At 41.6% G+C, this 25,376-nt stretch carries 21 protein-coding genes; 1 reads left to right on the forward strand and 20 read right to left on the reverse strand.

All coding sequences use genetic code 11. From position 1 onward, the window contains the following. Positions 1-8 precede the first annotated feature (8 nt). The 12 genes from NDN60_RS08530 to NDN60_RS08585 form a co-directional block, all read right to left on the reverse strand. A complete protein-coding gene (locus NDN60_RS08530; protein ID WP_025015974.1) occupies positions 9-725 on the reverse strand; it encodes a GntR family transcriptional regulator, LSA1692 subfamily in 717 nt (238 codons plus the stop codon). Between the two features lie 16 nt (positions 726-741). Next, positions 742-1,695, reverse strand: coding sequence for a N(4)-(beta-N-acetylglucosaminyl)-L-asparaginase (locus NDN60_RS08535; RefSeq protein WP_011375383.1), 954 nt, complete (start codon positions 1,693-1,695; stop codon positions 742-744). 170 nt (positions 1,696-1,865) lie between these two features. Then, positions 1,866-2,771 (reverse strand): glycine betaine ABC transporter substrate-binding protein, encoded by a 906-nt coding sequence (locus tag NDN60_RS08540; protein ID WP_025015975.1) that lies wholly within the window; start codon positions 2,769-2,771, stop codon positions 1,866-1,868. An 11-nt stretch (positions 2,772-2,782) separates the two neighbouring features. Next, the gene (locus tag NDN60_RS08545; protein WP_011375385.1) at positions 2,783-3,625 is read right to left on the reverse strand and encodes an ABC transporter permease; all 843 of its coding nucleotides are present in this window, start codon (positions 3,623-3,625) and stop codon (positions 2,783-2,785) included. A 4-nt stretch (positions 3,626-3,629) separates the two neighbouring features. Beyond that, positions 3,630-4,829 (reverse strand): quaternary amine ABC transporter ATP-binding protein, encoded by a 1,200-nt coding sequence (locus tag NDN60_RS08550; RefSeq protein WP_011375386.1) that lies wholly within the window; start codon positions 4,827-4,829, stop codon positions 3,630-3,632. A gap of 331 nt (positions 4,830-5,160) precedes the next feature. After that, entirely contained in the window at positions 5,161-6,645 is a 1,485-nt protein-coding gene (yjeM, locus tag NDN60_RS08555; RefSeq protein ID WP_011375387.1) for a glutamate/gamma-aminobutyrate family transporter YjeM, read from the reverse strand. Between the two features lie 214 nt (positions 6,646-6,859). Continuing rightward, positions 6,860-7,534 carry an MgtC/SapB family protein gene (locus tag NDN60_RS08560; RefSeq protein ID WP_035145195.1) on the reverse strand — a complete coding sequence of 225 codons (675 nt, stop codon included), beginning with the start codon at positions 7,532-7,534 and terminating at the stop codon, positions 6,860-6,862. A gap of 139 nt (positions 7,535-7,673) precedes the next feature. Further along, the gene (locus tag NDN60_RS08565) at positions 7,674-9,050 is read right to left on the reverse strand and encodes an Nramp family divalent metal transporter (protein WP_011375389.1); all 1,377 of its coding nucleotides are present in this window, start codon (positions 9,048-9,050) and stop codon (positions 7,674-7,676) included. Between the two features lie 282 nt (positions 9,051-9,332). Then, a complete protein-coding gene (locus tag NDN60_RS08570; RefSeq protein WP_011375390.1) occupies positions 9,333-9,551 on the reverse strand; it encodes a hypothetical protein in 219 nt (72 codons plus the stop codon). A gap of 114 nt (positions 9,552-9,665) precedes the next feature. Then, entirely contained in the window at positions 9,666-10,202 is a 537-nt protein-coding gene (locus NDN60_RS08575; RefSeq protein WP_056936451.1) for a phenolic acid decarboxylase, read from the reverse strand. Positions 10,203-10,344: 142 nt separating this feature from the next. Next, positions 10,345-11,358 carry an alcohol dehydrogenase AdhP gene (gene adhP / locus NDN60_RS08580; RefSeq protein ID WP_099947755.1) on the reverse strand — a complete coding sequence of 338 codons (1,014 nt, stop codon included), beginning with the start codon at positions 11,356-11,358 and terminating at the stop codon, positions 10,345-10,347. A 97-nt stretch (positions 11,359-11,455) separates the two neighbouring features. Continuing rightward, positions 11,456-12,616: a cation:proton antiporter gene (locus NDN60_RS08585; protein WP_011375393.1), complete on the reverse strand. Its 1,161-nt coding sequence runs from the start codon at positions 12,614-12,616 to the stop codon at positions 11,456-11,458. 352 nt (positions 12,617-12,968) lie between these two features. Here NDN60_RS08585 and NDN60_RS08590 point away from each other — a divergent pair, with 352 nt between their 5' ends. Further along, positions 12,969-15,629: an HAD-IC family P-type ATPase gene (locus NDN60_RS08590; protein WP_011375394.1), complete on the forward strand. Its 2,661-nt coding sequence runs from the start codon at positions 12,969-12,971 to the stop codon at positions 15,627-15,629. A 56-nt stretch (positions 15,630-15,685) separates the two neighbouring features. Here NDN60_RS08590 and NDN60_RS08595 read toward each other — a convergent pair whose 3' ends face one another. From NDN60_RS08595 to nfsA, 8 genes are all read right to left on the reverse strand, one after another. Next, positions 15,686-16,687, reverse strand: a complete 1,002-nt coding sequence (locus NDN60_RS08595; protein ID WP_011375395.1) for a nucleoid-associated protein — start codon at positions 16,685-16,687, stop codon at positions 15,686-15,688. A gap of 422 nt (positions 16,688-17,109) precedes the next feature. After that, entirely contained in the window at positions 17,110-18,093 is a 984-nt protein-coding gene (locus tag NDN60_RS08600; protein ID WP_099947756.1) for a serine hydrolase, read from the reverse strand. A gap of 15 nt (positions 18,094-18,108) precedes the next feature. Further along, a complete protein-coding gene (locus NDN60_RS08605) occupies positions 18,109-18,927 on the reverse strand; it encodes a DUF4767 domain-containing protein (protein WP_011375397.1) in 819 nt (272 codons plus the stop codon). A gap of 73 nt (positions 18,928-19,000) precedes the next feature. Further along, positions 19,001-20,701 (reverse strand): DUF6792 domain-containing protein, encoded by a 1,701-nt coding sequence (locus NDN60_RS08610; protein WP_076639107.1) that lies wholly within the window; start codon positions 20,699-20,701, stop codon positions 19,001-19,003. A gap of 162 nt (positions 20,702-20,863) precedes the next feature. Then, the gene (locus NDN60_RS08615) at positions 20,864-21,820 is read right to left on the reverse strand and encodes a beta-galactosidase small subunit (RefSeq protein ID WP_016265692.1); all 957 of its coding nucleotides are present in this window, start codon (positions 21,818-21,820) and stop codon (positions 20,864-20,866) included. Then, entirely contained in the window at positions 21,804-23,681 is a 1,878-nt protein-coding gene (locus NDN60_RS08620; RefSeq protein ID WP_099947757.1) for a glycoside hydrolase family 2 TIM barrel-domain containing protein, read from the reverse strand. Before NDN60_RS08620 ends, NDN60_RS08615 begins: the two co-directional genes overlap by 17 nt. A gap of 117 nt (positions 23,682-23,798) precedes the next feature. Then, positions 23,799-24,056: a hypothetical protein gene (locus tag NDN60_RS08625; protein WP_041820938.1), complete on the reverse strand. Its 258-nt coding sequence runs from the start codon at positions 24,054-24,056 to the stop codon at positions 23,799-23,801. Between the two features lie 91 nt (positions 24,057-24,147). After that, on the reverse strand, positions 24,148-24,876 hold the full coding sequence (nfsA, locus tag NDN60_RS08630) for an oxygen-insensitive NADPH nitroreductase (protein WP_099947758.1): 729 nt from the start codon (positions 24,874-24,876) through the stop codon (positions 24,148-24,150). Positions 24,877-25,376: the final 500 nt, after the last annotated feature.

The following is a 25,376-nucleotide window of genomic DNA, read 5'->3' on the forward strand; positions in this document are numbered from 1 at the left end:
TTCTAACATTAATGTTTACGACTCAAAATATTGTGGAACGTATACTTGTCAGCCCGATAATGGGAATTATCGTAAAAGATTGGGTAGCCATCCATTGAATAGGCGACCGTGTGCGCCAAGAAGGCGGGCTGTCCTGGTGTTGTTTCTAGTAATTCGCTTAACCCCGGTTCTAAGATAACGGCTTCTAATTCTTGTTGCGCATAACCAATTGGCATCTCTTGTTCAATCAAACGGTAGAGAGAGCCTTGCGCTTCGTGGGCCGTCAAGTTGGGGAGTATTCTTTGTTTAAGGTAAATCTGTTCGTGCGTCATTGGTTCGTTATCAGCCATCCGGATGCGTTCAATCTGCCAAACCGGTTCTTGCTCGTTGAGTTGTAATTTAGACGCAACGTAGTCTGGATAGACAATTGCGCGGCGCAAATCTAACACCCGAGTGCTCGCGTCCAAGTGTAATTCCTTGGCGGCTTCGGTAAAACCCACTAAACCGCTGGCCCCACTAGAAATTTTGCCTTCGGTCGCTAAAACATAGGTCCCGCGATTCCGATCACGGACCACAACCTGTTGTTTTTCGAGTAAGTCGATTGCCTTGCGGATTGTTAACCGCGTCGTCGCAAACTGCGCGGCTAAGTCCGTTTCTGACGGTAATTTTTGATGGACACCATAGATTCCCGCCCGGACATCTTCGTTTAACGCTTCTGCAATTTCGACATATAGATACTTCGCCATTTTCTAAATACTCCTTCTAATCAATTGGGGCCTTAATTCGTTTTTCGTAAGCTATTAACCAAGCTTCGGAAATTGGTTCAATAATAGTGGTCTGATCCGGCCCTGGATTAGCCATATAAATTTGCGGTGTCTGTTCATCATTCCCGGCTGCAAAAGTGAATTCAACATTGGTGGCCACGCCCCATTCACCTTGATTATTCAATGCAATCAGTGAGAATTCCCCCACCTTGCCGTAGCGTTTCTTAAGTTTTTCAACAAATGGATAAACGGCTTGATCACAAGCCGCTTGCGGCGATAATCCCGAACCCATCAAGCGGACAATTTCGTAAGAAAGACAGCCCTTCATCAAATCTTCGCCTAAACCCGTTGCGGTGGCGCCACCGATGTCGCTATCCACATAAAAGCCACTGCCGGATAACGCTGAATCGCCTGTGCGCCCTGGTTTTTTCATGAACAAACCAGAAGTCGAAGTTCCTGCTGCCATACCAGCATCTTGATCCAAGCTCACCATGCCAACCGTATCGTGACCGTCATACGGACTAAGATTTTTTTCGTTAATTTCCTGAACGCGTTTGGCCCACAACTTATGCGCGCGCTCTGTTAACATGTTGCGTGCTTCAAAACCGTTGAACATCGCATATTGTGATGCGCCAGCACCTACCAGAAAACTATTAAAATGATCGTTACTCAATTGGCGTGCAACCGAGATGGGATTTTTAACATCGCTAATCCCCGCAACCGCCCCAATCGCAAACGTATTGCCATCCATAAAGGCCGCATCCATTTCAACTAAACCTTGTGCATTCGGTAAACCACCGTAGCCAACCGATTTAAAAAATGGATAATCTTCGACTTCTTTGATAGCGATTTCAATTGCATCCGTACTTTTGCCGCCCGCTTCGAGCGTCGTCATCGCTTTGGATAATCCTTCATAAGCCATTCGCCATGTCCCAATCATTGCATACGTCATAATCGTTCATCTCCAAATTGTAAGCGTTTTAATAATTGTAGTATAAACAAAATTGTATATACAATCAAGCCCTTTTCCAAAATAAAAAAGCGTTGCGACAAAAGATTACTTTTGCGACAACGCCTTTTTCAATCATCAACTATCGATGACTGATAACACCTATTTTTTGTTTATTTCGTTTTTAAATCCTCAATTGAGTTCACGTTAGTCATGTACTTCGGCACAGCTAAGCCAACTTTGGCACCTTCTAAGTTAGGACCTAAGTCTTCAAACTTACCTTGGTAATCCTTGTAGTACAAACCAGATGTCTTTGGTAACCAAGCAGCAACCTGTGCATCGGCCGCTTTAGTTGCGACTGATGCCCACATTGGTTGGATTTCCATTGCCTGAATTGTTGGTTCATAACCTTGTTGACGAAGTACTTCCGCAACAACGTTGGTTGAAGCAATTTCAGAATCCCAAGCGACATAAGTTAACTTAATTTTCGTACCATGAACTTTTTTAACACCCTTGGTCCATTTAGCAACTTGTTTGGGATTAGCTTTAATCCAATCTTTAGCAGCCTTTTCTGGATCGACGCCATCATTAACTTGTAACATCACTTTTGACATTTCCGCTGGTGTCCAGTGGAACCGGTCAAGGATGGTATAAGCTTCTGGCATATCTTTTTTAAGGCCTTTTCGAACAATCGTATCGATATGTTCAGCCTGGCCAAAGACATTTTTAGGATCCTTCAAAAACTTGATTGGATATTTAGTAAACATCCAATGTGGTTGCCAACCAGTAATCACGATTGGACGCTTGTCAGCAATCGCTTTGTCCAAAGTACTGGTCATTGCAGCGGTTGAACTGGTTTGTAACTGCCAGTTTTGACCTTCCAAATGATACGTTGATAAAGCCTTTTGCGTTGAAGCCATAATACCAGCTCCGGCATCAATCCCAGTAATCGTGTAGTTGATTTGTGGGCCTAACTTTTGCTTAGCATCATAAGGCTTAGTTTGTGAGCTACAGGCACTAAGCAACGTTACTAATCCAATTAAGGTGAAAAAAGCTATTAATTTATTCTTCTTAATCACTAAATCCCTCCTTAATGTTGTCGTTGTCTGTTTAGTGCTTGTGTCAAACGATCAATGATAATCGCTAAAATAACGATTGCCAAGCCGGCTGCAAAACCGCCCCCAGCATCGTTCCGACCTACGGCGAAGTAAACCCGGGTTCCAAGACCCATTGCACCGATCATTGAAGCAATAACGACCATTGATAAAGCTAACATCATACTTTGGTTAACCCCGGCCATTAAGGTTGATTTGGCGAGTGGTAATTGCACTTTAATCAATTTCTGCCATTCTGTTGAACCGTAAGAATCTGCGGCTTCAATTAATTCGGTTGGCACTTGGCGAATCCCTAGGTTAGTCATTCGAACCGTTGGTGGCATGGCAAAAATCACTGACGCGAAAACGCCGGGCACCATCCCAATGCCGAAAAAGGCAACCGCTGGAATCAAGTAAACAAAGGCTGGCATGGTCTGCATAAAATCAAGAATCGGTTTAAATATTGCCTGGGCAATATCACTTTTAGCCATCCAAATCCCAAGTGGTACACCAATCACTAATGAGATTAAACTAGACGTCAACACAAGGGTTAACGTCTGCGTCATATCCCGCCAGAAATCTAAGTTCCAGATTAAAAGAAGACCGGCCGCTTCAAAGATGATTAAGCCCCACTTCTTCGTATCGCGATTGGCGAAGTAAGTGACCCCCGCGATAATCACGATAAATAACCAGATTGGAATTAAATCAAAGACCCATTGGAAGCCATTGATAATTCCACCGATAAAGTTTGTTAAACCATTAAAGAAGCCTGTAAATTGTGTTAGCCAATCGACAAAACTGTCCATCCAACTAGCAAGTGGTAATTTAGGAATTGTCATTAAATTAAGCAAAATGGTTCACCTCGTTTCCTGCAAGTGCGCCTAAGACGGCACCGCGAATGATGATCCCACGTAATTGTTTTTTCTCATTTAGGACGGCAAATGGAATCCCGGTTTGTGAAATATCGTCTAGAATATCCGCAATCGGTGTTTCTTCAGTGGTTGTCGGTACGTTTGCATTAACAACGGATTGAAGATCCCGACTTTCTTTACGAACTAATTCTAAAACATCCCGCGCATCGATAATCCCGACCAATTCACGCTTGTTATTCACAACATAAACGGTTGAAACTTCATTTTCACGCATACGTTTCAAGGCCAAACGTGGGCCATCTTTTTCGATATTGACCGTTGTTGGGCGAATCATAACGTTGCCGGCCGTATAAACCTTACTACGATCGACATTTTCGATAAATTTCTCAACATATTCATCAGCTGGACGCGTTAAAATATCTTCTGGTGTCCCAGTTTGAACAATTTCGCCATCCTTCATAATCATGATGTGATCGCCGATTTTGAGGGCTTCGTTTAAATCATGACTAATAAAGATAATTGTTTTGTGCATTGTTTCTTGTAAATCAAGTAATTGATCTTGCATATCTGACCGGTTTAATGGATCTAACGCTGAGAAAGCTTCATCCATTAATAGGATTTCTGGGTCATTGGCTAAAGCACGTGCTAAACCAACCCGTTGTTGCATCCCACCAGATAATTGTGTTGGATATTGTTCCCCATAACCGTTTAAACCAACGAGATCTAACGCTTCATTAGCTTTTTGATCGCGCGTTTGTTTATCAATCCCTTGAATTTCTAATCCATAAGAAGTGTTGTCTAGGATTGTGCGGTTTGGGAAAAGTCCAAAATTCTGAAAGACCATGCTCATTTTCTTACGCCGGACTTCAAGTAATTCTTTCTTATCAATCTGCATTAAATCCTCGTTATCTATCAACACACTACCTTCAGTTGGTTCGATCAATCGGTTAATCATCCGTACCAATGTTGATTTACCACTACCAGATAGTCCCATAATAACGAATATTTCGCCAGATTCGACTTCAAAGTTAGCCCGGTCGACACCGATTGTCGCACCTGTTTCCTTTAGAATCTCAGCCTTACTCTTACCTTGCTTCAATAGTTCTTTGGCCCGCGGCACCCGCTTACCAAATATCTTCGTTAAATCTTTGACTTGTAATTTGACAGTCATAGAATCCCCCTTTGATATAAATTTTTCTGAAAACTATACCTAAAAAGTATACTAGTTTATTGAACAGGTTGCATATTGTTGGTTAGCTTTCTCATTTTTTTATCATAATTCGCATTAATTAACGTTTTAGCAGACAATCATTAAAATATCTTATTTCCCAATCCATTGCACCCTAGAAAATTTAAATAACACTTATAAAACTTATTTTCAAATTGCAACTATTTTGTTCCTATTATTAAAATGTAATGAGAAATGCAATTATTTTCTCTCTGAATTTAAGTGGCAATCAAAAAAACAGGCCCCTTTGGGAGGACCTGTTTTGGCTAACCTGTTAAGCGACCTTCTTTTGATAACGGTGATAGAGCGCAATCGCCATAATTGCAAAGACGATTGGCCCGATGACCATCCAGAAAGCATCCATATAGCTACCTTCTAGCATTGGTTGCACAATCGTGAAGGCAATCCCGAAGACTAAGACTAAATCGACAACGATTGTCACAGCTTGCACTGATGCTTTAGTCTTGAAGAATTCGTATGGCCGTTCCAAATCTTTGCGTGCCTTAAAGTAAGGGAAGGCAGTCACTAAGAAGAGATAAGGTAATGATGTTGAAACATTCGACATCAAGGTTAATACATTGTAGAATTCGCTGGCAGCTTTACCACCAAATGAGATAACAGCAATTAATAAACAAACCAAAACGGCTTGTGCCCACATTGCCTTTTCAGGCATCCCGTGTTTATTGACTTCAGCAAAGCCTTTTGGCCATAATGCTTTGGGTGTTCCCAGTACGAATGATTTTAATGGTGAATAAATGAGGACGGCAAAGGCCCCAAGGTAACTGATAAACATGATTAACCCGGTAATTCGAGCAAATAACGTACCGATTCCAACAGCGGCTGTCGTTGACATACCAAATGCATGTCCAAATTGATAACCTAAGTTTTGCATCAAGACGTACGTGATGTTCCCCATGTTGGCTTTATCGCCACCTAAAACTTGGTGCCAGTTCGTTGAAATCCCCCACATGAAGATTGCAATCGCGTAGATTAAGGTAATGAAGGCTGTCGCAATCATTAACCCCTTAGGAAAAGTCTTTTCTGGATGATCCATACTATCCGTCACGCCACCCATTGTTTCCATCCCCGCATAAGCGAAGATTGAAAAGACAACAAATGACAACATCCCGATTGGTGATTGATAAGAAGCCATTGGACTCTTAACGAAAGTTGTCACACCATGGATTGGTTCGGCAAGCTTAAAGCCTGTCTTGAACCAAATTGCAAGACTGATCACTAAGAAAGCTGCGAATAAAAAGGCCACAGCCATCCCACTGAAAGAAGCAAACTTCTGAATCTTATCAATCCCACGGCTTGATAGGAAGGTTAACGCTAAAATCCAAAGCACGCCTAAAACACCGACGACTTGAGTCCCGTTTAACCCGATAAAATGCCAAGTTGTTGTTTGGTCTGATCCTTGTAAGAAAGTTGAAAATGGAATCCACACTTTCGCAGCGGTCGATACCATCCAAACAATCCATGAGGCTAACCAGATGAACGTTCCGATGAAGGCGGCCTTCTTACCAATTGACGCTTCAAGCCATGAATAAAGGCCCCCACGCGCTTCTTTCAATGATGAACCGTATTCGGCGAACATCAATGAGGTTGGTAAAAAGAAAAAGATAGCTGCTAGGATATACCAGATAATACTGGCATATCCCATTAAATAAAAGGCAATGGTGGTATTCGCAAAGCCAAAAATTGATCCAAAGATCATCAAGATTAAGCCATTGACATTAATCTTCTTTGATTTCTCCATAATATACACAAGTCCTTTTTGTTGGTCTAAGTTAGAATAAATATACAATTCTACCAGTATAATGTCAATCTTATATGAATAAAGAATGACAAGTAATCGTTTTTATTCATATATTCATTATTTTTATACAGCAACGCCCTTAACCACTATTTAAAAACAAAAAAAGATTGGGACAAAAATGAATTTATCCCAATCTCTTTTTCAATACTTTCAGTTAAATGCTGACCATTCTAATCGTCATAATATTCTTATTCATCGAAATGTCTTCTACAATTTCTGAGTATTGCATCTCTCGTGGAATTTCGATTCGATAAACGTTGGTGTAAATCGTATCCCGTTCATTTTGAGTCACCGAGAAATTGACATCCCGAATCTGAATATGGTGTTCCTCAAAATAAGTTTGGATAAATTCCTTGGTCTCTAGTTTGTGTTTGTATTTAATTTCAATTTTCTTCAACGTATTGATATGAATAATTTTCTTTAAAAAGACAATCACAAAAATGACGAAAACGGCACTAATAACGGCAATTTGGTAATAGCCCATCCCAATTGCTAAGCCAATACCAGCTGTCGCCCATAACGAGGCTGCCGTTGTTAGCCCTTGAATCTTATGGCGGGTTACGACAATCGTCCCGGCCCCTAAGAACCCAATTCCACTGACCACTTGCGCAATCAAACGCGCCTGATCAGAACGAATCGTGGTGGCAATCGCTAAATGGTGTAGCGCAAATTGCACATTTTGAGCAGCAATTTCTTGTTGAATCATCGCAATGACACAGGCCCCCAAGCAGACCAAAATATGCGTCCGAATCCCAGCCGGACGATTTTTATACTCCCGATCGGAGCCAATAATCCCAGCGATTACGGTCGCTAGGGTCAACCGAATCATAATATGGACTGTTGTTACTTCAAACAAAATATCATCCCTCCAGAATAATAACTTCTTTCTAGTCTAGCACACCTACTGAACAGCAATCAAAAAAGCGATTAGCTGCCTCTGATATCGGCCAAGCTAATCGCTTATTTCATTAGGCTGCTAGGCCCACTGTTTGTAAGATTAAATAGATATTCAATAATGTTAAGACAATTGTTACGAACCAAGCCGTATATTTCACCCAAGGGCGGTTAACGAATGGTCCCATGATTTTTTCATCACTAGTAAACAATGTCAATGGAATCATTGAAACTGGCAATGCGATACTCAAGAAGACTTGTGAGTAAATCAAAAGGTTTTCAACTTGGGCTTCATTCCCATGGTAATAAACCGTGAAGATGATAACTGGTAAGATTGATAACCCACGTGTAATGACCCGACGTGCCCACAATGGAATCTTCATACGGACGAAACCTTCCATGACAATTTGTCCTGAAAGCGTCCCTGTAATCGTTGAGTTTTGACCTGATGCCAATAAGGCAACAGCAAAAAGTAAACTCAACATTGGGCTAGCAATACTCCCAACAATTTCTTTGTTTTGTAAAGCGTTAAATAAATCAACAAAACGACCTAAATCACTGTTAGTACCATAGAACATTGCTGCACCAAGGATTAATAGTAAACAGTTAACGACAAAAGCGATTGTTAATTGGATGTTTGAATCGATTACTGTAAACTTGATTGCTTTACGTTTTTCAGCAACATCATCACGATCGTATTGACGTGCTTGCGCAATTGAAGAATGTAAGTACAAGTTATGTGGCATAACAGTTGCACCAACAATCCCTAATGCCAAGAACAACATCTTCTTGTCAGTCATAATTCTTGGGCTTGGTACAAATCCACGCACAACATCACCCATGTTAGGTTGTGCCAAGATTACTTCGTATAAGAAGACGAATAAGATAACAGCCACTAAGGTTGCTACAATCGCTTCAATTTTCCGGAAGCCAAGTTTCATCAATAATAATAGGAGCAAGACATCGAATGCGGTGATTAAGACACCCCATAATAATGGAATATTAAAGATTAATTCTAACGCAATGGCGGAACCAATAATTTCTGCAATATCAGTCGCCATAATGGCTAATTCTGTGACAATCCACAGGAAAATCCCCATCTTTTTACCGGTTTTGGCACGCGTCATCTGCGCTAAATCCATCCCGGTAACAATTCCTAAACGTGCCGCCATTGCTTGTAATAGCATGGCAATTAAGTTCGATACTAAAATAACACTGATCAAGGTGTAAGCAAATTGTGCCCCACCGGCAATTGATGTAATCCAGTTACCTGGATCCATGTAACCAACCGCAACTAACGCACCGGGTCCCATGAAAGCCATCAAGGTTTTCCAGAAACCAGCGTTCTTAGGGATCGCAACGGTGTTGTTAATTTCTTCTAGACTACTACCATCAGCATAATGAATAAATTTCTCATGCTTTTGTGAATCTTCTCGCTGTTTCTTATCCATATAAGTACCTCTTTCTCTTCGATTGAGTTATTCAACTATTAGGATCCAATGACTTTGATTTTAGGATGCCCTAACTTTGGTCGTCCCCACTGCTCAAATAATCCTTCATTATTCTATCACATCCGAATTGACTTGTCCCTATCCAAGTTTAAAAAAAACGCCAATTTAGCGGTCTTTTTTTATGAAGCGTTTTCCAAAACTCACTTTAACACGAAAAATGCCCAGATGTCTAAGAACACATCTGGGCATTACTAATAGGAGGAAAATCGTTTAGGTTGATAGCTAACCGGCAACTCTCGTTAACGAAATTCGGCATATTTGCTGTGAATTCACGATAATTTGTTGCATTAATTCATGGACGATGAAACGATCATTCGGCATATAATTCAAAATTAAGACGTGCACAGTCTCTTCGCACTTCTCCAAGACCTTCCCTAAATAAGGTTCCGTCATCATTTCATTGGCTTGGCATCGTACCAAGTCACCTACATTAATCGTCATCTATCATCCACCTCGTTAGCTTATTTGACTACAATTACATTATACCGTAACCGCTTCCTTTTATCAAATATCATCTTATGCTAATGATTAGTTTTGTTAGGAAACTAAATTAGCTTAACGATTAATCTTCTTGTAATTTTCATCGAAGTAACGACCTTCTTGAATATCTTCAATCATCCCTTCATATGGTGCTTGGCTAATAACATCTTCATTGTTTTGACCAGCATCACCCATGTAAGTAATTGTAGCGAATTCAGGTACCAATAACTTAGGATATGTTTCGTATTTTTCACGTGATTCTTCCATCAATGCGATATGGTCGTTTTGATAAGTGACCGTAATTTCTGGATGTTCTTCAACCCATTTAGGGAAGAAGATTGTACCGTGTAACTTGTTTTCGTTAGGCATGAAGTCCAAAGCAACATCTGTCCCAGTTGGTTCAGTCCAAGTAATCTTGAAGACACCGTCCGTTAGTTTAACAATATTGGCTTCTTGATCGCGAACCCAACGCCCTGCAACCATCCCACCATGGATACGGTAGTCAACGGTATGGTCGTTTTTAGTATACCATTCGTACTTCCAACCATTATCATACGTGTAAATAAAGTGTGTGCCTAAAAAGTCTTCTAATTCTTTAAATTGTTTTGTCATTAAAATTACCTCCGCGTTATCATGTAATTAATTACATGTTTTTATTACTACGTAAGTGTACGGCTATTTTTAAAATTTGTCAACAAAAAAAGCATTGGGCTAAAAGTTGCCTTTAGCCCAACGCCTCATTTTATTTTTAAGTTTATTTTGTAAAATCAATCACCATTCGGCCTGAAATCTTACCTTCAGCCATTTCAGTCATAATATCATTGATATCTGCCAAGGGTCTGGTTTGAACAATTGGTGTCACTGCGCCTTCTGCAGCAAACTCAAAAGCTTCCGCTAAATCAGCCCGTGTCCCAACAAGTGAGCCGATGACTTCAATCCCATCTAATACTAATCTTGGAATTGAAAGATCCATCGTTTCAACAGGCAATCCAACAGCCACCACTTTGCCCGTTGCACGCACAGCATCTACAGCTTGGTTGAAAGCGACCTTAGAAACAGCCGTAATCACAGTTGCGTGGGCGCCATCGCCAGTTACTTCTTTAACCCGGGCTACCACATCTTCTTGCTTGCCATTAATGATAACATCAGTACCTAATTCCTTAGCAATTGCTAACTTGTCATCATTAATATCCACTGCAATCACTTTAGCATTGAAGACATTCTTGGCATATTGAAGCGCTAAGTTGCCTAAGCCCCCCATCCCAAAAATAACCAACCATTGACCTGGTTTGATGTCTGAAACCTTAATTGCTTTGTAAGTTGTGACACCAGCACAAGTAATACTGCTGGCCGCAATTGGATCCAAATCTTCAGGGACTTTCACTGCGTAATCAGCGGTGACGATACATTCTTCAGCCATCCCACCATCAACCGTATAGCCTGCATTTTGCGCTTGGCGACAGAATGTTTCTTGACCATTCACACAATAATCACAATGCCCACAGCCTTGGAAGAACCAAGCAACACTGACCCGATCGCCGACTTTTAACGACGTTACCGCTGAGCCAATTTCACTAACAATTCCAACACCCTCATGCCCTAAGACACGGCCAGGTACTTCGCCAAAATCACCATTTTTAACATGCAAGTCGGTGTGACAAACACCGCAGTATTCCATCTTAACGAGCGCTTCATTGGCTTTAATTGGACGTAACTTCTTATCAATAATATCAACTGTATGTTCTTTGTTTGCGACCGCTGCTTCCATAATGGCACCTCTTTAACCAGTTTTTGAAATCGTTTCCATAACTAATTATAGCGCATTATGATTTTTTTCACAATCTTTTCTTATGCGCTTAGCAGCATTATTTAGTTGCTGCCAATTGTTTCTTGATAGCTGACTTCAAAATAAACGGTGCTAGAATCGTTGTCAAAATAATGACGAAGATAATCGCTGAATAATACATTTCACTCAATAACTTCGCTGTATAACCGATTTGCGCAATAATCAACGCCATCTCTCCCCGCGAAATCATCGCTGCCCCAATTGTGTAGGCACCCGCTTGTGGGACACCCATCATTTTGGCACCCCAGCCACTGCCTAATAATTTTGCCAACACGGCTAAAACGGTTAGTACAATAATGAAGACTAAATGCCGATTTAAATCGGCAAACGTCATCGATAACCCAATGCTAACGAAAAAGACAGGAATGAAGACTGTATAGCCCAGTGGTTCAATATGACGGCTAATTTCAGATTGATATGGTGTTTGCGAAATCGCAATTCCTGCAAAAAAGGCGCCTACAACTGTACTCAAATCAACGGCTTCTGCTAGCCAAACAAAAACAAAACAAATCACTAACGACATAATCGCATTTGCATAAGGCACCAATAACCGCTGACTCAAGCGCATCACACCCGGCACTAACCACTTAACACTGAAGTAAACCACTACGAAAAAGGCAATTTGTAAGGCAAAGGTTAGCCCAAGTCCCATCTGATTAGGCGCAGCGGTGGCTAATTGCGCACCGAAGAGACTTGTTAAGACGCTTAGAATGATTACCGCCAATAAATCATCAACGACTGCAGCCCCTAAAATAATCGTACCTTCGCGACTCTCAAGGACTTTTAATTCTCGCAAAACTTCGACCGAAATCGATACTGAAGTCGCAGCGAAAATAACACCAATAAATAGACTCTCCAATTGATTGATGCCAAACGCTAAACTCATCGCGTAAATTGATCCCACAGGCACAATCACACCCAAAATTGCGACAACTACACTGGGTTTGAAGTACTTCTTCAAAAGCGTTAAGTTACTCTCGAGACCGGCTGTAAACATCAATAAGACGACACCAATCTCTGAAAAGGTATGAATAAAGCTATTCTCATGTAATACACCTAACAATGCCGGACCCAGAATAATCCCGACGAGCAGCTGGCCAATCACCGCCGGCATACCGATTCGTTTACTGAGATGACCGGCTAATAAAGTACTGATTAAGATAATTGCTAATGTTGACATTTTCTAATTTCCTCCATAAAAAAGCGCACTAAAATTCCCTTCTACCACCCTAAAGAAGGAAATCTTGAATGCGCAATGCTTCAACCGAATTTTTTCACTTATACAATTATGCTACCATATCGAATGCACAATTACAAAAGTATTGCTTAGCTATTGCTAATAATTTTTATTAGATTGACACAGCATCAGTTTCTTGATAATTTAAATATAGAGACTATTCAGGAGGTGAACGTTTTTGAAAGATAACCCCGACGCTGCGGCGTGTTATTGCTTAAAAAGCAATCTTTATTGGCGAAAGGAATAATGGCGTTAATTTTAACTATTATGAATTTCAATATAAAGGAGATCAACAATGACAACCCAGATTAACCCTTACAATCAATCGATTGAGGATTTACAGAAAGATTACCCGGGAAATGATTTTGAACAAGGCCTTTCCCAAGTCGAGGCACAAAAACGTTTAGCCACAAACGGCCCTAACAAACTAGAAAGTAAAAAAACACCTAAATGGCAACTCTTCATTCGCCAATTTAATAACCTGATTATCTACATCTTAATTGCAGCTGCGCTACTCACAACTCTGATGGGTCACTATTCTGATGCCATCATTATTGGTTTAGTGGTCATCATCAATGCGATTATCGGTTACTACCAAGAAGCCAACGCCTCAGATGCACTTGAACGCATTAAGGATTTATTGGCGACCGAAGCAACCGTTTATCGCGATGGCCAACGAATCGATATTCCCACCGAAGATTTAGTGGTTGGTGATGTCGTCTTCTTAGAAGCCGGCGATAGCATCCCTGCCGATTTAAGAATTGTCGATACCGATAACTTGCGCCTCGAAGAATCAGCACTGACCGGTGAGGCTGATTCGGTCGATAAACAAGCAGCAGCGCTCACACCAACAACTGTCCCATTAGCGGACCAAATTAACATGGCGTTTGCCTCAACCTCCGTTACAAACGGGAGTGGCTTGGGCGTGGTTGTCGCGACCGCTGAACAAACTGAAATTGGTCAAATTTCAAAAGCAGTTACGCATACACAAAGTCGCCCCACACCGCTGACCCGCGAGATTAATAAGTTAGGGGCCGGTGTTTCTTACGTGATTATTGCCGCTGCCATCTTGTTATTCATCTTAGGTTTCATCAGCGGCCTCTACTCATTACCGGTACTTGCCATCGCTATCGTCACGATGGTTGTTGGTTCAATTCCGGAAGGACTCCCTGCAACAACCTCTGTTATTTTAGCTATGGGTGTTAGTGACATGGCCAAAAATAAACACGCGATCGTTAAAACCTTACCCGCTGTTGAAACATTAGGTTCCGTTGATGTGATTGCAACTGATAAAACTGGGACTTTAACGAAAAATGAAATGACGGTTAAAGATATCATTACCGCCGATCAAATCTACCATGTTTCTGGTAACGGTTATGCACCTGAGGGGCAAATTCAACAAGCTGATCAACCAGCTGTTATCGATGACACTCTCGCCCTATTCTTAGAAGCCGGTTTTGAAGCCAATGACACCACCCTTTTCAAATCAGATGAGGGTTGGGCAATTAACGGTGAACCAACCGATGGTGCCTTTTTAACGGTCTACCACAAAGGTTTCTCGATTGATCAAGTACCGCAAAATACCGAAATTGACATGTTGCCGTTTGATTCTGATTACCGCTATATCGCCAAATTAGTTCAAACAACAACTGGTCAACGCCGCCTCTACATTAAGGGCTCACCAGATAAATTATTCCCGATGGCGCAACAAAAAGACGCTGCCTTCCCACTAGATACTTGGAATCAACACGTTCAACGACTCTCCGAACAAGGTAAACGGGTCGTGGCTGTCGGTTACCTCGACGTACCAGCATCAACAACGACGATTACGCATGAAGGTCTTAACAAAGGGATTACCTTGCTCGGCTTAGCCGGCATTATCGATCCGCCTCGTGACGAAGTGATTCAAGCACTGGCTGAAATGAATGCGGCCGGTGTCGATGTCAAAATGATTACGGGTGATCATCCCTTGACCGCCAAAGCAATTGGTGAAAAGTTAGGTTTGGCCCCAGTCATCAAAACCATTACCGGCCCTGAATGGGATCAATTATCCCCTGAGGATAAAGAAATTGCCGCGGTTGAACATCAGGTTTTCGCTCGAACCACTCCTAGCAACAAACTCGAAATCGTCGAAGCGCTCCAAAAACAACACAAAGTGACGGCAATGACCGGTGACGGTGTCAATGACGCGCCTGCTTTAAAACGTGCTGATATTGGGGTTGCAATGGGGATTAAAGGGACCGATGTTGCTAAGGATTCTGCGGATATGATTTTAACCAACGATAACTTTGCCACCATGTCCGTCGCAATTCAAGAAGGACGGCGTATTTACGATAATATCAAAAAGAGTATTCTCTTCTTATTACCAACGTCATTTGCTGAAGGTTTAATTATCGCCTTCACGATTTTAATGCAACAATCAATGCCGCTCCAAGCTGCTCAGTTACTCTGGATTAACATGGTTTCGGCAATTACGATTCAATTTGCCTTCATCTTCGAACCTGCTGAAGATGGCATTATGGCGCGGGCCCCACGCAAAACAGGTCAAACCTTAATGAACAAACACGACATCTTCCAGATGGCCTATGTGTCGGTCTTAATGGCGTTGATTGCCTTGTGGGCCTATGACTGGTTACTCGGCCGAGGTGTTGATCAAGTGACTGCAAGTACGATGATGGTCAATATCATCGTCATCAGCAAAATCTTCTACCTCTTCAACATCCGAACAACAAAATTAGCCTTTTCAAAAGCTTTCTTCTCAAATCCAAAAGCCTTCGGGATTATCGCTGGCATGATTGTTCTCCAATTGATTTTGACTTACGTACCGTTTATGCAAAAACTATTCTATACAGAACCACTAACACTATTAGAATGGGCGGTATCAATTGGCGCTGGTTTCTTAATCCTGATTATTACGGAATGCGATAAGATTATCAGACTTAAACTAAAACGATAAGCGCCAAAAAGGGACTGTGCAAATTTACTTTTGTACAGTCCCTTTTTATACATGTTCTATAATCGACTAATCACTTCGTCGACATTCTTGATTTCAACTGACATTGTTCCATCCGGATGATTGATAAATTCAAATAGGTCCGGATTTTGATAGACGTCAATTGGAACGATTAATTCAATTCCATTTGATAATTTTAATTTTTGTTTACCGTATTTCTTCTCGGCAATTTCACGCACGGCAGGTGAAATGGGCGCATCCGCTGGCGCCTTTTCAACCATCGCTGCTTTAAATTCCGTTTGTGCTGAGACATTATCCTTGAAGACCTTGGCCGCAACATCCTGCGTATTGATTTCACCCTTTGCCTCAATCGTTTCGTAAATTGCCTCTTTCACATTGGCGACAATATCATGCTTAGCGACTTCAAATTTCGCACCAATTTTTTCGGCGGCTTTCTTCACAACCCGCACATTTTCTTCCAAGGATGGTTGCGGTTCACTCTCAATGACTTCAGTTGACAGGTATGGCCGTTTATCTCCAGAGAAGGTATATTGTTTTTCAATTAGTTCAAACCCTAAGGTCTGCAGATTGATGGCAAACCCTTCGTCTGCTTTTTGCGTCTTATTAGATAAAATTGATTGGTGAATAATTAACTGATTGGTTAGCGGTCCCTCTTCAGCATTCACATAGTGGGTATAAGCTTCATGATAATTAACCTTCAAAAAAGCGACATAAGCCTGCGTATCCTGTTCATAAAGGGCGATAAAAACATCGGCACTGGGCGCGTCATCACTCTTTTGGTAAGCTTGATACCACTTATCCACAAGTTGTTGACTGACACCTGTAAAATCTGAGGCGATATTCAATAGTTGGTTAGCAACCTCAGAACCCTGACGAATCACGCCTGTTTTACTCTGCGCTGACGATAATTTTTTAATTTTATTGGTTAAATAATCCCGCGTATTGCCGTTGGTTAAATCCAGCGGTTGTTGGGAATAAATTGGTGCGCCTAATTCGCGATCAACCACTTGTAATATAGCCTGTTTTAAATAAATATCCACAATATATCCCCTTCATTTCACACGATTTGCTTTCATTAGCGTATCAGCATCGTTCCCATTTGGCAACATCAAAAAAAGACTAGGATAACGACCCTAGTCTCATTTTGATATTGATACCTGTCTAATTACGAGTGCCCACTCATAATTACAATAATTAATCGTCTCCGATACTCTTGCTTCATACTGGTTCATCTAATTGAACAGTCACTAAGGCATTACTCCCCCCGAAATAACGCTTAGTGGCTATCAATCCCCTGATCTAGATGCACCCTAGCTATTGTGCAATAACCTTCAATAGTTTATAACCGATATTATTATACCCTAAAACGACTATCATGACTATGCCCGCTAATGCCCATTTTCAAACAAAAAAGAACGTTCGCGATAAAATGATATTTATCACAACGTTCTCTTAATCATACTTATTTTTGAAAGGCTGCTAAACTTAACGCCCCAATTGCTTGGCGTTCAGCTGCCGGATTTTGGACTTGATTTGTTAAGACAACAATCGCAAATGGATCATTATCTTTAAAGACGATCCCCACATCATTTTCAACATCGGCTAACTCGCCGGTCTTGTTAGCAACGACCGTATTAGCTGGCAATTGACTTGGGATTTTAGTCCGCGTTTGTTGGCCCTTCATAATCGTCAACATCTTACTGTAAGGTGCCTGATCCCGATTTTGATAGAGTTGGTTCAAGAATTGTAAGACGTCTTTCACGGACGTATAGTTATCCAACCCTTGATTACGGGCTGCATCATCTAACATTTTCCGTTCTAACTTAGTCTGTGTATAACCTTGTTGTTGGATATACTGATTGATTTCGGTCATTCCCGCAAAATCAATTAACAAGTTGGTCGCGTTATTATCACTCTGTTGAATCATCAATTGGATCCATTCATCGACTGAATGGTTATCAATATAGTGACCGCCAGAAATCTTACCTTGTTTAATCTGGTCATAGAGATAATCCATGATGAATAACTTAATCACACTAGCTGAAATAAAAGGTTGGTCCTGATTACTACCGACTGAGCGCTTACTGTTGTAATAGTAGATCCCATAACCGACCTTTTGCGCATTAGCAGTTAGATTTTGTGTATCAAAGGTCAACGCTTTTTCAGTTGGTTGCTTCTTAGGTTTTTCAGTCGCTTTGGCTGTTTGTTTAACCGCCTTTTGTGACCGGTTAGCGGCGGCCTTTTTGGCTTTTGACTGGGCCTTTTTGCGAGCAACCAATGATTGTTGTTTAGCGCGACTTTGAGCAGCTTGACCTTGACGATTTTTAGCGACCGCGATACCAATACCAGCCGCAATAATCACAATAATGCCGATCACAACTACTAATATGTTCCGACCCAAGCGTTGATTCTTTTGCCTACTAAACTTTTCTCTACGCGGTTCCATCTGTCATCCTCACTTTCAGTTTCCGATTATGTCGCTGAATCCATTTCTCAATGTTGTATTCTCTGTTTCCTTAAACGCAATCGAACTTGATGTGCTCCCTTGACCTTCTTGTGCAATCAAGACCACTGGTCGGCCATCATGAATGGTAAATAGATAAAAATGATCTTCTTCACCACCACTGTTGGCATCCGAGTAAGCTGCGACAACTTTATAATCTGCCTTGGCCGAAACACCATCTTCAGACCATTTAACAGTTACTGGGCTCCCACCAACTTCGGTTTGAATGGCACCAGATAATAAGTCGCCAGGTAAATCAACACCATACAGCGAGACATTATGATGGTCGCTATATTCTTGGTAGTCCTGATCCATTTCAGTGCCCCAGTCAGCCATAAAGCTCTGCAGACTATCCTTCTTAGACTCGGTCCATAACGGATTTGCAACGGATTCCGAACTACTTGATGATACTTCTGAATCACTGATACTTTCACTGTCACTTGCTTGTGTGCTTTGTTGTTTTGAAGAAGCACTTGTTGCCATTTTAGTATTTGCTGCCGGCTTTTGTAAATAAAAGCCTGCCCCCACAGCAATTGCTAACACAACTAGGCCCCCAATGAGGATTGGTACCCACTTTTTAGATTTTGATTGTTGTTTAACTGCCTGACGACTAACCACCGGTTCATGGGGCGTACTAGCTGAGTTGTTAGGTGTCACCGTATCTTCCTTAGGTTGTTGCGTTGCTGGTTGTTCTGTAGCGTCTTCTAGTGGCTTGCCACAATTAATACAGAATCGTGAATCTGCTTCATTTTTAGTCCCACAATATTGGCAAAACATGTTGTTCCCCCCGAGTAATATAGTTTCATCCTTATAATACCATTTATTTTAACCCCTTAATAGGTCACTAACCTTATACAGATTTAAAATAACGGGCACCTTCAATGGTATGAAAATAAATCACCGTTTCAACCATTTCGTTATTCACACTACTTAAAAATGGCCACTCACCTTGCAGCACACGTAAAGCCGTTTGTGGTCGCGATAATTCTCGTTGGAAGTTCTCCTGAACCGCGACTGGCGTATCTTTGAAAATTTTGGCATCGGATAAATAACGCGCATAAGCGCTAAAAAGGCGCTTGGCTTCTGGTGTTTTAATGGCACCGTAAACTTCCCGTAGCGCTTGGAGTCCGTAAGTCACCAAACTCGCCAAAATAATCGTGCCATTCCTGTTCTCAACTCGTTTGAGGTAATGAATTAGATTGCCCCAGAATTGACTATAAGCCTGCATCTCATCATCTTTGAGATACTCTCGAATATCCGCCACAAACGGATAGGTCCAGTTACGGGCGTTCAAATAATTGGCCGTTCCAATATAGAACGTATACGGAAAGCCAAAATAAATCCGCGTTAAATCCTTGATAAACCATTCATTATTAATTTCGGCATAGTGTAAGCCCGTTTTAACCTGCAGGAGTTGCTCAATTTTCTTATCTTGCGTATTTTGCTTAGTTAATTCAAACAATACCTGCCAAGTCGCGTCATCACATAAATCCGGTCGATAATGCTTAATTTGCTTCAATTGGACCGGTGCCGCATTCAAGGTGTAACCCGCATTAAACGGTTGATCTAATAACTGCAAGGTTTGGACAAAATGACCGCCCAGTGAATGGCCGAGGCCATAAATCCGTGTCGTTGCTTCAATCTTTTTAACATGTCGGACCACGTACCGGGTGAAACGCCGTGCTAGTTGTAGTTGCTCGTCGTTATCGGTGTGACCAATCAACATCGCGTCGATATTATATTTCCAGTCCTGATAACTCTCGCGGACATAATTATCCAAACGCTGACGAAACGATTTGATTCGCGGATCATCCATCGTCCCCTCTGTTCCTTTATACGAAATAAAGGTCATACTTTGTTGTTTGAAGGTGAAATAATACGCAACGGCTGAGAATCCTGTTTTCTCGGCATTCGGTAAAATAGTTCGCGCATCGTATATCAACACATTATCCACAGATTCTTGGGTGTAGCGATAAACAAGTAAGCGAATATGGCGCTGTAACTCAACCGGCGTGAACATAATATCCATATAGTTGAGCATCATCATCGCCATCTTGAAATCCCGGCTTAAAAAAGGCACCGCCACCGGCGCAACATTTGGCCGGTAGTGCGCAATAAACGCGGTTTTTTCGGTTTCGTATAAATAAGCCAGTACTTGGTCACATAAGACGATACTGGTTTCGATTTTTTCACCTTGTAAGTTCAGGATTAACTGACGCAGGCGATTAATTTTGCGCTGCCGATTGTACTCTGGTGCCGCAACCAATGCTGCTTGGCTTTGCTGATTCAATTCGTTCAACTGACCGATTTTCTGGCGTAAATAAATATCGCCACTCGTCAACTTCAGCAATTGCTTCAATAACTTTGTTTTTTGATTTCGCAGCTGTTGGTACCTAAATTCAAAACGATTATTTTGCCGCAACAGTTCTTGTGATTGCTCGCGATCCAAGGTAAGTGGCACCTTCAAATGCGCTTTGAACAATAGCTTCCCTAAATCATCTAAAACAGTCTCTAGGCGGGTTAAATAAATTATCATTTGTTCAGTTTCCATTATCATTACCTCGATTTCACCATTATTTCCCAGGCAATTGCCCACCAATAAAACATATTATTTACTATTATAGCTGATTTGAAAACAGGACGCCCGCCACAGCCCTTTACAATAAAAAAGAGTTGCGGCAAAAATGATTTTTGCCGCAACTCTTTTTACTTTTTAAAACGAAATTTCAAATTCAAAATGGCGATCCTGCGTCGCATCTATTTGATAGGCCGCTTCTACGTCGCTACCCCAACTATCGATACCGCCCACGCCACGAACGGCCCCTAAGAGATTTAAGACTGTTCGGTGTGGTGCGGGTAGTTCTGAATGATGGGTCGCATTTTCCAATTCTTCAGCGGTATATGGCAAACATGAAAAGGCAAATGGTTGATCGACCATCTTAAACTTCAAGCCGGTTTCGACTGGTTCGCGCAAACGATTATCCAGAACCGCTTGCCGATAAATCGTTACCCAATCAGTTGCCATGTGCACACCACAATCTTGTGGCACCAGATAAGGCGTCACAGGTAGCCCGGTGACTTCGTACTCACCAGCCATTCCACCAGCCATTCGATCTGGATAAGTTTCCCCTGACAACCCTTGATAAATAAAGCGCGTCGCTGGGGTTGGCATGACAAAGCGTAAACCAAAGACTGGTAATGATGGTAATCCAGCTTGACCATGATAAGTCACCGCTACACGGATTTTACCACTGGCTTGAATCGTATAACTGACTTCTACCGTCGTCTGCGGCGTCGTAATTGTTTGATAGGTATACGTAACCGTCACTTCTTGGGCCGTTTCCTGACCACTATAGCGGTTGTTCTCGGGCGCAATTGGCAGCGGAATCGTTTGCCCGTCAATCGCCACTGTAATCGACTGACAAGCAATGAACTGATCAGCAGCTAGCCACATTCCCGATTTCAATGGGAATTGGTTGCCGCGATCATTATCGGTAGTTGCCCGCCAAAAAGTCGGTTTTGGTGAGCGATATAGCCATTCTTTACCTTGAATCCGCAATGATTCTGGCCCACCCGTTTGGTACGAAAAGAGGTAGTGAAAGTCAGGGCCTTTAAGTCCTAAAGTCACATCTCCGAAGATCACTGCTAAGCGTTTATTTGTGTTCGCCATAATAGTATCTAACCTCCTGCATTGCTGGTTTTTCATCGCGGGTAGCAAAGACTAACCCATCCCCCGAAAATTCATAGTCTGATGGGCGGTCATCAAAATCGCCACCGTAGCGTAATTCACGTTGACCAGTCACTGGATCTGTCACCAAGAGTGCTTGATCAATGAAATCCCAGATAAAGCCGCCTTGGTACATGTCATATTGTGACAATAAGTCGATATACGATTGCATACCACCCAGCGAATTCCCCATATCATGCATATATTCGCAGAGAATAAATGGTTTTTGTGGGGCGTTATCTAAATAAGCCTTAATCTCAGCCGGTGTCGCATACATCCGACTTTCAACATCCGAAATCGTCGCCTTATACTCGGGCGCCCGGAAGACCCCTTCATAATGCACTAAGCGCGTTGGATCTTGTTGCTTGTAATAGGCGTTCATCTTCTCAAGAACACTACCAGCGTAAGATTCATTCCCTAATGACCAAAAGAGAATTGAGACGTGATTTTTAAACGTTTCAAAATTGGTTCGTGCTCGATCGAGCGTCGCCGCTTCCCATTCATCATATGAACCTGGGACGTTCCAAGAAGGTTCGACCGCCCCCATTTTTTGCCAAGAACCATGCGATTCCAAATTGGTTTCAGCCATCATATAGATGCCAGCTTGATCGCAACCATTATAAAAGGATAACCGATCTGGATAATGCGATGTTCGGACGGCATTGATATGGTTGCGCTGCATGCAGGCAATATCCCACGCTTCATCTTCGGCCGTAATTGTCCGACCAGTTTCAGGGTGCCATTCATGCCGATTAACGCCGTTAATGACTAACCGTTTTCCGTTGAGCAACATCACTTTATCTTTAATCTCAATTTTACGGAAGCCAAATGGTTGCTGACTAATTTCAATCGTTTCCCCAGCTTGATCCACAACTTCTAGCTCTAATGTGTATAAGTTGGGAGTTTGGTTGGACCATGCTTGAACCAATTCGGGCATCTTATAAAGGCCGTTTACCTGAGCGGCACTTGTTAAATCGGCCGTTAAGATGATTTGATGTTGGTCCCTAATGCGTAGATGGACTCGGTTTTCATCTCCTGAAAATTGAAGGCGAAGTTTCACCTGTCCCGTTTGTTGTACCACGTCATATTCGGGAATTACCCATAAATCTTCCAAATGCGTGCGGGGTTTAGCTAATAACTTAACATCCCGGAAAATCCCGAAGAAGCGGAAGAAATCTTGATCTTCGATGAAAGCCGCACTACTGCGCTTATGCACTTCAACCGCCAAGCAATTATCAGTTTCTTTAAGATAAGGGGTTAAGTCAAATTCAGACGGTGTAAAACTATCTTCAGCATAGCCGATAAATTGACCATTGAGCCAAACATACATCGCTTGTTCGACCCCTTCAAAGCGAATGATGACCCGTTGATTTCTCAAAGCTGGCGTTAAATCAAAATGATGCAGGTATGAACCGACGGGATTATAATCGGCTTCGCTAAACATGCCGAGATGTTGCTTGTCATCGGACGTTGAAAAAGCGGGACGCCGATAATAATGACCTTCCCACGGATACATTGTGTTGATGTAGTGCAATTGCTCATAACCCGCCAATTCGATATGTTGGGGTACTGTGATTGGTTCAAAATCTTGCGCATCAAATGCTAATTCATAAAAAGATTTAGGACGACTCGCCGCATTAACACTGTAGTGAAATTGCCACGTGCCATTCAAAGATTGTTCAAACGAACTCTGTTGTTGGGCCATTTCGGCCAGTGTCGCATAGTAACGGTGATCACTGTGGGCAGGCAATTGGCCCACTCTGAAGACGGCCGGTGTATCTAACCATTGAATATTAGGTTGCATAAACTTAACCTCCAAGTTTAAATTAAAACGGTTTCATTTTTGAGTATAGAAGTTTGTCGCTGGGATGTCAAAAAGAACCCTACACAATTAGTGTCAGGGTTCTTTTTACTATCAGATTTAATTTTTTATCGTTATCATATTTACTTTCCCCAGTACCCTTAAAGTATTTAATTTAAAGTTAGAATCTTCTTGAAGAGCTTTTTCAACAACATCAATCATTCTCTGATCTAAAATATTTATTTTTTTATCCTCATATGCTTCATTATATGTTTTTTCAAAAATAGTTATATAAAAGCAGAATATTTCAAAAGGAAATTCATCTAATAAATCTTTTAGCTTTTCGACATTGGGAGCCAATACATTGATTTCTTTCATCTTAATCATCCTCCTTTTCTATATCATCACATACTCATCCCTACTAAATGAATTTAAATGCTTAATATAGAAAAGTTAAAAAAATAGGTTTTTATACTAATGTAAACCCCTGTTTCTTCAAAAAGTCCCCGACTTCTGGACGGCGTGGTGCACTGAAAAAGTCTAAATTCTTACTTGTCCAGTCAGCCTGTTGTTGATTTGATCCCCGATTGGCGTAATAATCTGCGATTTGTTGATTGTATTGTTTTAAATCCGCAAATTGCGCCCGTGGATATTGATTCTGCGCTACTTGATTGATTTGTGGCAGTCTTGGTTTAACCTGATTTTTCGTCTTTGGAATGCCGACGGTTAACCCAAAGAGGGGCACTGTATATTCTGGCAACCCAAGTAACTCAGCCACCCGCGCGATATCATTGCGAATCCCGCCGATATAACAAATCCCGAGCCCTAATGATTCCGCGGCCACCACCATATCTTCAGCAGCAATCGTCGTATCAACACTCGCGACTAGCAAGGCCTCCATATTTTGGATGCCAGCCAAAGATTGACCCTGGGCTTTCAACATGCTAGCTTGACGATACAAATCCGCAACGAAAACGTAAAACGTGCCGGTCTGATTGACGTAGCTAGCACTATTAGAAATCGTCGCAATCTCGGCGCGCAACGCTAAGTCCGTCACTTCAATGATTGAAAAAGCTTGGACGAAGTTAGATGACGAGCCACTCTGGGCCGCCACAATTAATTGCTGTTTTACCTCAGCGCTCAAGGGTGTCGCTTCAAAATTCCGAACAGAAACATGGTGTTCGATTAAATCAGACATTGGTAAACTCCTATCACCTTAGAATAATAATACCTATTCTATAGTAAAAGATCAGATAATGCCTACCTTAATCCTTATATTGACCATATTTAGTCTGATAGAACGCTTTTGTATTTTTATTCTCACAATTTAACTTTATTTCCATAACTCTTTTAACGGATAATGGTCGCCTTCGCTTTTTCACTTTCAATCGAAGTTTATCATCTTTCCGTTTTCTATTAGGATTAGCCGCTAATAAACTCAACGTGTAATATCGTTTATTAATTGTATCTGCAACATACCAGCTCGTATAATCTAGACTTTTAATTAATTCAAACTCTTCTTGTTTTGTCACCTTTTTATCAGTCTTACTGTTCTCGGCATTCTCTAACACTTGACTATGATATTTTTTATCTTTTATTTTGGCAAATTACAAGTTTAATCCGAACAAGCCCGGAATCTTTCAATGGCAGTCTGTTGATGATGTATTTTTAATGGTCGTTGATTAATTAGTTCAAGTG

Source organism: Latilactobacillus sp. (genome assembly GCF_033176295.1).
In the GTDB taxonomy this organism is placed as follows: Bacteria; Bacillota; Bacilli; order Lactobacillales; family Lactobacillaceae; genus Latilactobacillus; species Latilactobacillus sakei.

Bases quoted from the DNA above. Each gene is read 5' to 3' on its own strand.
- NDN60_RS08530 (WP_025015974.1), bottom strand. From the start codon at position 725: ATGGCGAAGTATCTATATGTCGAAATTGCAGAAGCGTTAAACGAAGAT.
- NDN60_RS08535 (WP_011375383.1), bottom strand. From the start codon at position 1,695: ATGACGTATGCAATGATTGGGACATGGCGAATGGCTTATGAAGGATTA.
- NDN60_RS08545 (WP_011375385.1), bottom strand. From the start codon at position 3,625: ATGACAATTCCTAAATTACCACTTGCTAGTTGGATGGACAGTTTTGTC.
- NDN60_RS08550 (WP_011375386.1), bottom strand. From the start codon at position 4,829: ATGACTGTCAAATTACAAGTCAAAGATTTAACGAAGATATTTGGTAAG.
- yjeM (WP_011375387.1), bottom strand. From the start codon at position 6,645: ATGGAGAAATCAAAGAAGATTAATGTCAATGGCTTAATCTTGATGATC.
- NDN60_RS08560 (WP_035145195.1), bottom strand. From the start codon at position 7,534: ATGATTCGGTTGACCCTAGCGACCGTAATCGCTGGGATTATTGGCTCC.
- NDN60_RS08565 (WP_011375389.1), bottom strand. From the start codon at position 9,050: ATGGATAAGAAACAGCGAGAAGATTCACAAAAGCATGAGAAATTTATT.
- NDN60_RS08570 (WP_011375390.1), bottom strand. From the start codon at position 9,551: ATGACGATTAATGTAGGTGACTTGGTACGATGCCAAGCCAATGAAATG.
- NDN60_RS08575 (WP_056936451.1), bottom strand. From the start codon at position 10,202: ATGACAAAACAATTTAAAGAATTAGAAGACTTTTTAGGCACACACTTT.
- adhP (WP_099947755.1), bottom strand. From the start codon at position 11,358: ATGGAAGCAGCGGTCGCAAACAAAGAACATACAGTTGATATTATTGAT.
- NDN60_RS08585 (WP_011375393.1), bottom strand. From the start codon at position 12,616: ATGTCAACATTAGCAATTATCTTAATCAGTACTTTATTAGCCGGTCAT.
- NDN60_RS08590 (WP_011375394.1), top strand. From the start codon at position 12,969: ATGACAACCCAGATTAACCCTTACAATCAATCGATTGAGGATTTACAG.
- NDN60_RS08600 (WP_099947756.1), bottom strand. From the start codon at position 18,093: ATGGAACCGCGTAGAGAAAAGTTTAGTAGGCAAAAGAATCAACGCTTG.
- NDN60_RS08605 (WP_011375397.1), bottom strand. From the start codon at position 18,927: ATGTTTTGCCAATATTGTGGGACTAAAAATGAAGCAGATTCACGATTC.
- NDN60_RS08610 (WP_076639107.1), bottom strand. From the start codon at position 20,701: ATGGAAACTGAACAAATGATAATTTATTTAACCCGCCTAGAGACTGTT.
- NDN60_RS08615 (WP_016265692.1), bottom strand. From the start codon at position 21,820: ATGGCGAACACAAATAAACGCTTAGCAGTGATCTTCGGAGATGTGACT.
- NDN60_RS08620 (WP_099947757.1), bottom strand. From the start codon at position 23,681: ATGCAACCTAATATTCAATGGTTAGATACACCGGCCGTCTTCAGAGTG.
- NDN60_RS08625 (WP_041820938.1), bottom strand. From the start codon at position 24,056: ATGAAAGAAATCAATGTATTGGCTCCCAATGTCGAAAAGCTAAAAGAT.
- nfsA (WP_099947758.1), bottom strand. From the start codon at position 24,876: ATGTCTGATTTAATCGAACACCATGTTTCTGTTCGGAATTTTGAAGCG.